Source organism: Aetokthonos hydrillicola CCALA 1050 (genome assembly GCF_017591665.1).
Lineage (GTDB): Bacteria > Cyanobacteriota > Cyanobacteriia > Cyanobacteriales > Nostocaceae > Aetokthonos > Aetokthonos hydrillicola.
Genome location: NZ_JAAKGC010000166.1, coordinates 1 through 7,652 on the forward strand (window position 1 = coordinate 1; position 7,652 = coordinate 7,652).

At 42.6% G+C, this 7,652-nt stretch carries 7 protein-coding genes and 1 pseudogene; 3 read left to right on the forward strand and 5 right to left on the reverse strand.

What is annotated here, in order from left to right; genetic code table 11:
• A pseudogene (locus tag G4P69_RS34265) lies at window positions 1–232 on the forward strand (polysaccharide biosynthesis C-terminal domain-containing protein); the annotation flags it as partial.
• Window positions 233–508: 276 nt separating this feature from the next.
• Window positions 509–1,468, forward strand: coding sequence for a sulfonate ABC transporter substrate-binding protein (locus tag G4P69_RS34270; protein ID WP_310834032.1), 960 nt, complete (start codon window positions 509–511; stop codon window positions 1,466–1,468).
• A 538-nt stretch (window positions 1,469–2,006) separates the two neighbouring features.
• Here the strand turns inward: G4P69_RS34270 and G4P69_RS34275 are convergent.
• The 5 genes from G4P69_RS34275 to G4P69_RS34295 all read right to left on the reverse strand — a co-directional run bounded on the left by G4P69_RS34275 (window position 2,007) and on the right by G4P69_RS34295 (window position 6,718).
• A complete protein-coding gene (locus tag G4P69_RS34275) occupies window positions 2,007–2,354 on the reverse strand; it encodes a 4Fe-4S dicluster domain-containing protein (RefSeq protein ID WP_208354377.1) in 348 nt (115 codons plus the stop codon).
• An 18-nt stretch (window positions 2,355–2,372) separates the two neighbouring features.
• The gene (locus G4P69_RS34280; RefSeq protein WP_243903136.1) at window positions 2,373–4,019 is read right to left on the reverse strand and encodes an FAD-dependent oxidoreductase; all 1,647 of its coding nucleotides are present in this window, start codon (window positions 4,017–4,019) and stop codon (window positions 2,373–2,375) included.
• A gap of 604 nt (window positions 4,020–4,623) precedes the next feature.
• Window positions 4,624–4,995: an HAD family hydrolase gene (locus G4P69_RS34285; protein WP_208354379.1), complete on the reverse strand. Its 372-nt coding sequence runs from the start codon at window positions 4,993–4,995 to the stop codon at window positions 4,624–4,626.
• A gap of 41 nt (window positions 4,996–5,036) precedes the next feature.
• A complete protein-coding gene (locus G4P69_RS34290; protein WP_208354380.1) occupies window positions 5,037–5,819 on the reverse strand; it encodes a sulfite exporter TauE/SafE family protein in 783 nt (260 codons plus the stop codon).
• A gap of 98 nt (window positions 5,820–5,917) precedes the next feature.
• Window positions 5,918–6,718, reverse strand: coding sequence for an SDR family oxidoreductase (locus tag G4P69_RS34295; RefSeq protein ID WP_208354382.1), 801 nt, complete (start codon window positions 6,716–6,718; stop codon window positions 5,918–5,920).
• Window positions 6,719–7,117: 399 nt separating this feature from the next.
• Here G4P69_RS34295 and G4P69_RS34300 point away from each other — a divergent pair.
• Window positions 7,118–7,652 (forward strand): sulfatase-like hydrolase/transferase (locus tag G4P69_RS34300; RefSeq protein WP_208354384.1); only part of this gene is annotated, 535 nt, incomplete at its 3' end.

Genomic DNA, 7,652 nt, shown 5'->3' on the forward strand with positions numbered 1-7,652 from the left:
ATCATTTAAGGTCATAGGTTGTAGTGCTTTGCTAAATCTGGGATTAAATGCAATTCTCATCCCGTTGTTCGGAATTGTTGGAGCAGCGATCGCGACCAGCTTTAGTATGATGGTGTGGAATATCTGGCTAACCCATCTTGTCGTCAAACATGTGGGAGTGCGTCCTTCAATTTTTTATAGCCTTTTCCAGCGAGACGCTAACTCAACCCCACCAACTTCTGAACCAAGTTAAGATTTTCTCTGGAATAGGGCTGATTATGCAACCATAATATTATAGCACACAGTAACGTTTTTGATTGCATATTACCCTAATTATATCTATTATTAGTACAATGTCAGTAATTGAAGATTGATGATTAGCCTACTTATTAAATATTTGCGAAAGATAACCTCAGGAAGGGTATCCCTGATACCATATAGTAGCTTTAGGCTTGAAAGAAAAGAAAATTGGTTATCTGTATTTCGGCGGGATATATTTGGGGCTTTTATAGCAGGCCTATGTATAACGATGTTATTTGCTGCCTGTACCCCCAATAATTCAGGTAACTCTACTGCTACATCAACCATTAATACAAATTCTTCCAAAACATCTGTAGTTAGGTTTGGCTATCAAAAATCAGCAATTCTTCTTAAGAGTAAGGGTGTTTTAGAAAACCGTCTGAAACCAGAAGGAGTATCTGTTCAGTGGATTGAATTTCCTGCTGGACCACAACTTTTAGAAGCGATGAATGTCGGAAGTATTGATTTTGGTCATACAGGAGAATCTCCACCAATTTTCGCCCAAGCTGCTGGAGCATCGCTGACTTACATTGCAGGGATTGCTGCTAGCCCTGCTGGTGAGGCTATTCTTGTTCCGGAAAACTCGCCTATCAAAACATTAGCTGACTTAAAAGGCAAAAAAATAGCATTTCAAAAAGGTTCTAGCGCTCATTATTTTGTACTGCAAATTTTAGAAAAAGCAGGATTAAAATATAGTGATATTACACCTATATCTTTACCTCCTGCTGATGCCCGTGCTGCTTTTGTTAAGAGTAATATAGACGCTTGGTCAATTTGGGATCCATTTTATGCCGACGCTGAAAAAAATACTAATGCCCGTGTCTTGGTGGATGGGAAAAATGTAAATAAGCAAGGAGGATATTATCTTGCCAGTCGGAAGTTTGCCAATGAGAATCCGCAAATAATTAAGGCTATTTTAGAGGAGATTAAAAAACTAGAAGATTGGTCTGATAAAAATCGACAAGCTGTCGCAGAAGCACTGGCACCAGCGTTAAAGATTGATTTAGAAATCATTAAAAAAGCAACTTTTAGAAAGACTTTTGGAGTCGTACCAATTAATCAAGAGTTGATTAATGAACAACAGAAAGTGGCTGATACTTTCTATAAATTGCAATTAATACCTAAAAAAATAGATGTAAAAGACGCTATGCTCAAACCAGAACAGTACGCTGGTTTATCACCCAGCTGAAGGTGGGACGCTCTTCACATAAATTTTGTTACTCGGAGAGTAGAGTAGTTATTCTAGTGAGCCTGCCTCAATAGTATATTTTTGGTTGTTGAGTTCTTCATTTAGTAATGACTCTTTTTTCTCGGGTTGCTGAGAACCATTCTGATGATTAGCTTGCAACTCAAGCCATTGTTCTCTAAAGTAGAGACTCCAGCAAAACAAGTATTCGCGCCAGCAAAAGTCACATAATTGTGTATATTGTGTTTCCCTCTTCCTGGGCTGAAGAAAGAGGCAGTATTGGTGGCAATGAAAATAGTCCTTCATTATCTAAGACCAAAGTTTGAGACATTCTAGCAACAAAAGGAGCTTTTTTGTAAACCCTCAGACTTGAAACTCAGCCGACGTCCAATTGATAGGGAACAATTTTTCACTTCTGTAAAACTTATTGATGTCTTCCCACGGGCAATAGCCGTGGGATTGATGTGTGGAGGGGTATCAGATGGATAAACTCATACCCTACTGATGAGGTTGGAGTCAAGCTTCAAGAGTCCGACTTCGATTAAACACTACTTTGATACGGGCGCGGAAGTTGGCGCAGTTTATGAGCGGTATCCAAATCACTATTGTTTTTTCTGCCATATCCCCAACCCAAAATACGACGATATTCACCCATAATGCCACTTTCAATTAAATCATCTTCACTGACTGCAATATTGGTGTGAGATTCAGGTGCAACATAGAGTGCATCGGCAGGACAATAGGCCTCACACATGAAACAAGTTTGGCAGTCTTCCTTGCGGGCAATTACCGGCGGTTGGTCTGGTACCGAGTCAAAGACATTGGTAGGACAAACTTGGACACACACATTGCAATTGATACAGAGTTTCTGGCTGATAAGCTCAATCATAGTATTACTCCTGGTACACTACAGCTTTGATACAGAAGGTGCGGGTTGAGTCTTAACTACTGGCGGTGTAGGGATGGGATCTGTTATCCAATCACGCCTCACCCAAAGTTTTTCTAACCCCCCTGTTGCTTGGTAATAACGCTGATCTGGATCAGTTTCGGGATAGTCTACGCGAAGATGTTCGCTGCGGGTTTCTGTGCGATGTAAAGCGCTAAAATATGCCCACCGCGCTACAGATGTGAGAGAAGCCGCTCGACGAGAAAATTCTACATCGCGCACTGTATCTTGTTTCGGGTTAGTTTGTACCTGTTGCCACAGCGTTTCTAACTCGGCGAGGGAATCCAGAAGTCCCTGTTCACAACGCAAGTAATTTTTCTCTAACGGGAACATCTGTGCTTGTACACCCCGCACGATCGCCTCACTATCAAATGTTTCGCCAGTAGAAGACTGCGATCTAAATCCCGCTTGACCAGCAGGATGCACAACCCGTTCATGAGCATGAGAGCCCAGACTCTTCGCAAAATCAGCTGCTCCAACTCCTGCCCATTGTCCTGTCGAGATAGCCCAAGCTGCATTAGGACCACCACCTCCAGAAGCTAAACCAGCTAAAAACTCCCGCGATGCAGCATCACCAGCAGCATATAGCCCAGGAACTTTTGTCCCACAACTATCATTGACAATCCGAATTCCGCCTGTACCACGGACAGTACCTTCTAAAATCAGCGTTACAGGTACTCGTTCTGTATAGGGATCAATGCCAGCTTTTTTATATGGGAGAAAAGCAATGAAATGAGATTTTTCAATCACTGCTTTGACTTCAGGTGTCGCACGATCCAAACGGGCATAAACAGAGCCTTTGAGGAGAGCATTGGGAAGGAATGATGGATCCCGACGACCATTGATATAACCACCAAGATCATTGCCAGATTCATCAGTATAACTAGCCCAACCAAAGGGGACACCTCTTGTCACTGTTGCATTAAAAGCAGTTGAGATGGCATAGTGATTAGAAGCTTCCATGCTTGAGAGTTCACCGCCAGCTTCCACTGCCATCAGCATTCCATCACCTGTATTGGTATTGCAACCTAAAGCTTTACTCAAGAATGCACAACCACCATTCGCCATGACGACTGCACCAGCACGAACCGTATAGGTTCGTTGATGTTGCCGCTGCACGCCTCTTGCTCCAGCCACCAAGCCGTCTTCAGCTACTAAAAGCTCTAGAGCGGGACTTTGGTCAAGAATCTGAACGCCAACACGCAAGAGGTTTTTGCGGAGTACCCTCATGTATTCAGGACCATAATAACTCTGGCGCACGGATTCCCCATTTTCTTTTGGGAAACGATAGCCCCAATCTTCCACGAGGGGCAAACTGAGCCAAGTTTTTTCGATAACACGCTCTATCCAACGTAAGTTAGCTAGATTTTTGCCGCTGAGATAACGATCCCATTTAACTTTTTCCCAATTTTCTGGAGAAGGAGCCATGATGCCATTGCCACTGGCAGCAGCTGCACCACTCGTACCCAGAAAACCTTTATCAACAATGATTACTTTGACACCTTGGGATGCTGCTGCCCATGCTGCCCATGCAGCGGCTGGACCGCCACCAATTACCAGTACGTCAGCAGTTAATTGTAATTCATTCTCGCTATAGGCTGTGAGCAATTGCTTGTCCTCCTTTTTGGCCTGTATGTGTAGTTTGATAGCCTGGACGTTGGGCAAAATTAATAAGGTGTAGCATTGCAAGTAAACCTCCGGGGAATACGAGCACTGTCAAAAAGCCAAGATGAATCGAGGGACTTATGCTTTTTGAGTCATTCAATTACTTGCTTGCTGAAAGAGATTTGTAGTAAGTTCCTATTTAGTCAAATAGTGGTATATCTATCAGTTTACAGTATTTTGACCTATAACTCAATGTCTGAATTAAAATATAGAGAAGTAAAAACTGGTATTACGGCAGAAATTGAAAAATTTAAATTGTACACAATTTCTTGTTATTTATGGTAGATTAATCAATACCGCTTACTAACGTAATGAAGCCCCGGAGTTAGCTAATCTCTAGGGCTGTTTTCTTGATCTATAGAACTTCCCTACTCCTTACTGTTATCTAGCTGAGCGTATTCCTCTAAACTTGCCATTAATAAAAGTAAAAACCAGATCTTGGCTTGATTTTGTTTAGGTCAATTTAACAATAAAGTTGTGTAACTAATTCTGTTTTAGTACTTATTTATGATATTCTCCTGGATTTTCAATTTAATTCACCAACTGGCTATTGTTGCTTTCGCGATCGCAACGTCCCATCTCGATAACCTTGCTCCCAAATTTTACCTTGCAACGACTTCAGTCCTGTAGACTTGCGATCAATCTCAATTAAGTAACGGATATAAGGAACTACCCCAGTTGTTGAATTATAATTCCACTCTGGGATAGAAATACCCTTAGCGAGATCAGCTTCATATTCCAGCCGCAAAAGTTTCAAGTCAGCTTCGACTGATGACCAATCATGATGCTTTTGGAGAAACGCTTCCACATTGGCTTGAGCAAAGGGAAACAGCACGCCGAAAACGTATTCTACTGGAGTTGTGGTACCTTCTATGTCTAACAGAATCACATCTGATTGCTCGGAAAAATACTCAGTCATAACTGCTACTAACTCGTGCTAGGCTTTTTGATAGCTCCATTCTAGCCATGAATGAAAAAGTAGATAGTCATGGTAAAGCCAACAAATATGACAAATTTCCGAATTAATTGGGGGTTAACTCTACGTGCATAATGTGCGCTTAAATAACCGCCCAAAGAACCCCCTACTGCCATTAAAATAGCTTGTTGCCAAGCAATAACACCCGCAAAAATAAATGGGATGATTGCAACACCATTGACACAAGTCCCCAAAAATATTTTAAAGGCATTCATTGTATGAATACTTTTGATACCTAGAAACGATAGGGTTGCCAGCATTAAAATGCCTAAACCAGCGCCAAAGAAACCCCCGTATATTGCGATCGCGAATTGCGCTAACGCCAAGTTGATTATAGGTACAGACTCAACTGTTGACTTCTGACTGTGAAGCTGCAACCACCCTCTTAGAGCATCACCAAAGGTAAATACTAACGTTGCTAAGAGCAATAGATAAGGGATTAGCTTTTTAAACACATCGGCGGATGTATACAACAAAGCTAAAGAGCCAATAACTCCACCAACTAAACTTATGCTACATAAGAGCAAAAAAACTTCCCGCTTAACGCCTAAATCTTTACGGTAGGCTCCAGCGCTAGCCAGAGCAGCCACCCAGATAGCAGTATTATTGGTAGCATTTGCTGTGATCGGTGGTACGCCTGTAAAGATGAGGGCTGGAAACGTGATAAAAGTCCCACCACCTGCTACAGCATTCAATCCGCCTGCGATGAAAGCCGTATTGAATAGTAGTAGGCTATGGATAAAAGTTAAATGTTGGGGATCAATCATATTTAGAGATGGAAGATGTTTACCCTGGTTAAGCCAAAACCTCTGTTTTAATCCAATTCATTGTTCCCTGCCCCGAACAAGAAATTTAGAAATAACCCCTACACTCCTGGGGTACTTCCGCCATCAACTAGAATCTCTGCACCTGTAATTGAAGCAGCGAGATCCGATACTAAAAATAGAGTTAATGCTGCAATTTCTTCTGGCTCGGCAATTCTCTTTAAGGGGATTCCTTGCAGGGTTTGTGCTTTTGCTTGCTCAACTGTAATGCCTTGCGCTTTAGCGTTTTGTTCAGCTAAGCGTTCAGCCCGTTCAGTTGCAGTAGCACCAGGTGAAATTGCATTAATCCGAATGTTGTAGTGTGCTAACTCTTTAGAAATTCCCCGTGTGAAGTTGAGTAAAGCAGCGTTAGTTGTTCCACCCGGAAGGAAGCCAGGACGAGGTGTCCGCCCTGCACCGCCAATAATATTGACAATCCGTCCATCTCCTCTACTCCTTTGATGAGGAACAACGGCTTTAACTAGACGAATATAGCCCAATAATTTTAGGTTCCAAGCATCTAGAAAGACATCATCGCTTAGGTCAAGGAAAGATCCTGCACGGGCTGAACCAGCATTATTGACTAAGATATCAATCTGACCAAACTGTGCCAATGTGGTTGAAACAACTCGCTCAACGCTCTCTGCTTGAGTTAAATCAGCACTTATAGAAATGACCTTTGCCCCTGGTGAGGGTAGAGATTGGATAGCGCTGAGTGCATTCTCTAATCGTTCGGGGTTACGGGCGGCGATCGCCACATTCACCCCTTCACTATAGAGAGCTTTGGCAATGGCTAGACCAATACCTGCGCTACCACCTGTGACAATTGCTGTTTTCCCTGATAGATTTAGTTCCAAGCTCATACGATAAATTCCTATATTTGGTGAATCGGCTCTAGTTATGTTCTTTTCCTGACCAGATCACTGTGGTTAAGCTAGTGATTTTGATAAAGTACTTTAATCCTGTAGAATTAAAGTACTTTGTGGATGTAGAAAAAACTATCACAGAAAATCTAAATAATCAAGGAACACATATGATTCAAGCTTCTGTTGTCTGAGGGTACGGATATCCCGAACGTTGGCTGCGAAAGCTAATGATCGAGTAGGATAGCCTGAGTTTTCAAACAATGTGTACAGGAAACCTCATTTGATATGATACTCTAATTGTTAGTTTTTCAAACAATAGACCTCTGTTTCCCTTTTCCCCATTCCCTTCTAGAAAGGCAGCCATATCAAAACTTGAAGTAATAGGTTATTGGATGTATGTCACGTTCAACTTTACGGGCGTTCGCTTTGCGTACCGCAGCGATCGCGCTATCTCTTCTCATCAGCCTATTGACGGTTACTAGCCCTGCCTTAGCAGCTACGGCAAAGGTATTGCCTATTCCCCAAGAACCCTTTGAGGGGAAAATAGGGATCACTTACCGAGAATCAACACCAGATTTTCCAGACCCGACCACTGCACCAGCAAAAGCTCCGAATGTGCTGTTGATACTACTGGATGACGTTGGCTTTGGGCAGGCGAGTACCTTTGGTGGACCTGTAGAAACCCCAAATTTGAACCGGTTGGCCGAAAAAGGATTGCGTTACAACCAATTCCACACCACAGCCCTTTGTTCACCTACACGAGCGGCTCTGCTGACTGGGCGCAATCATCATTCAGTCGGTACAGGGGTAGTTGAGGAATTAGCAACAGGTTTTCCAGGATACACAACTATCCTACCTAAGAGTGCTGCCACTGTAGCAGAAATATTGCGGCAAAATGGTTATAACACCGCCGCTTTTGGTAAATGGCACA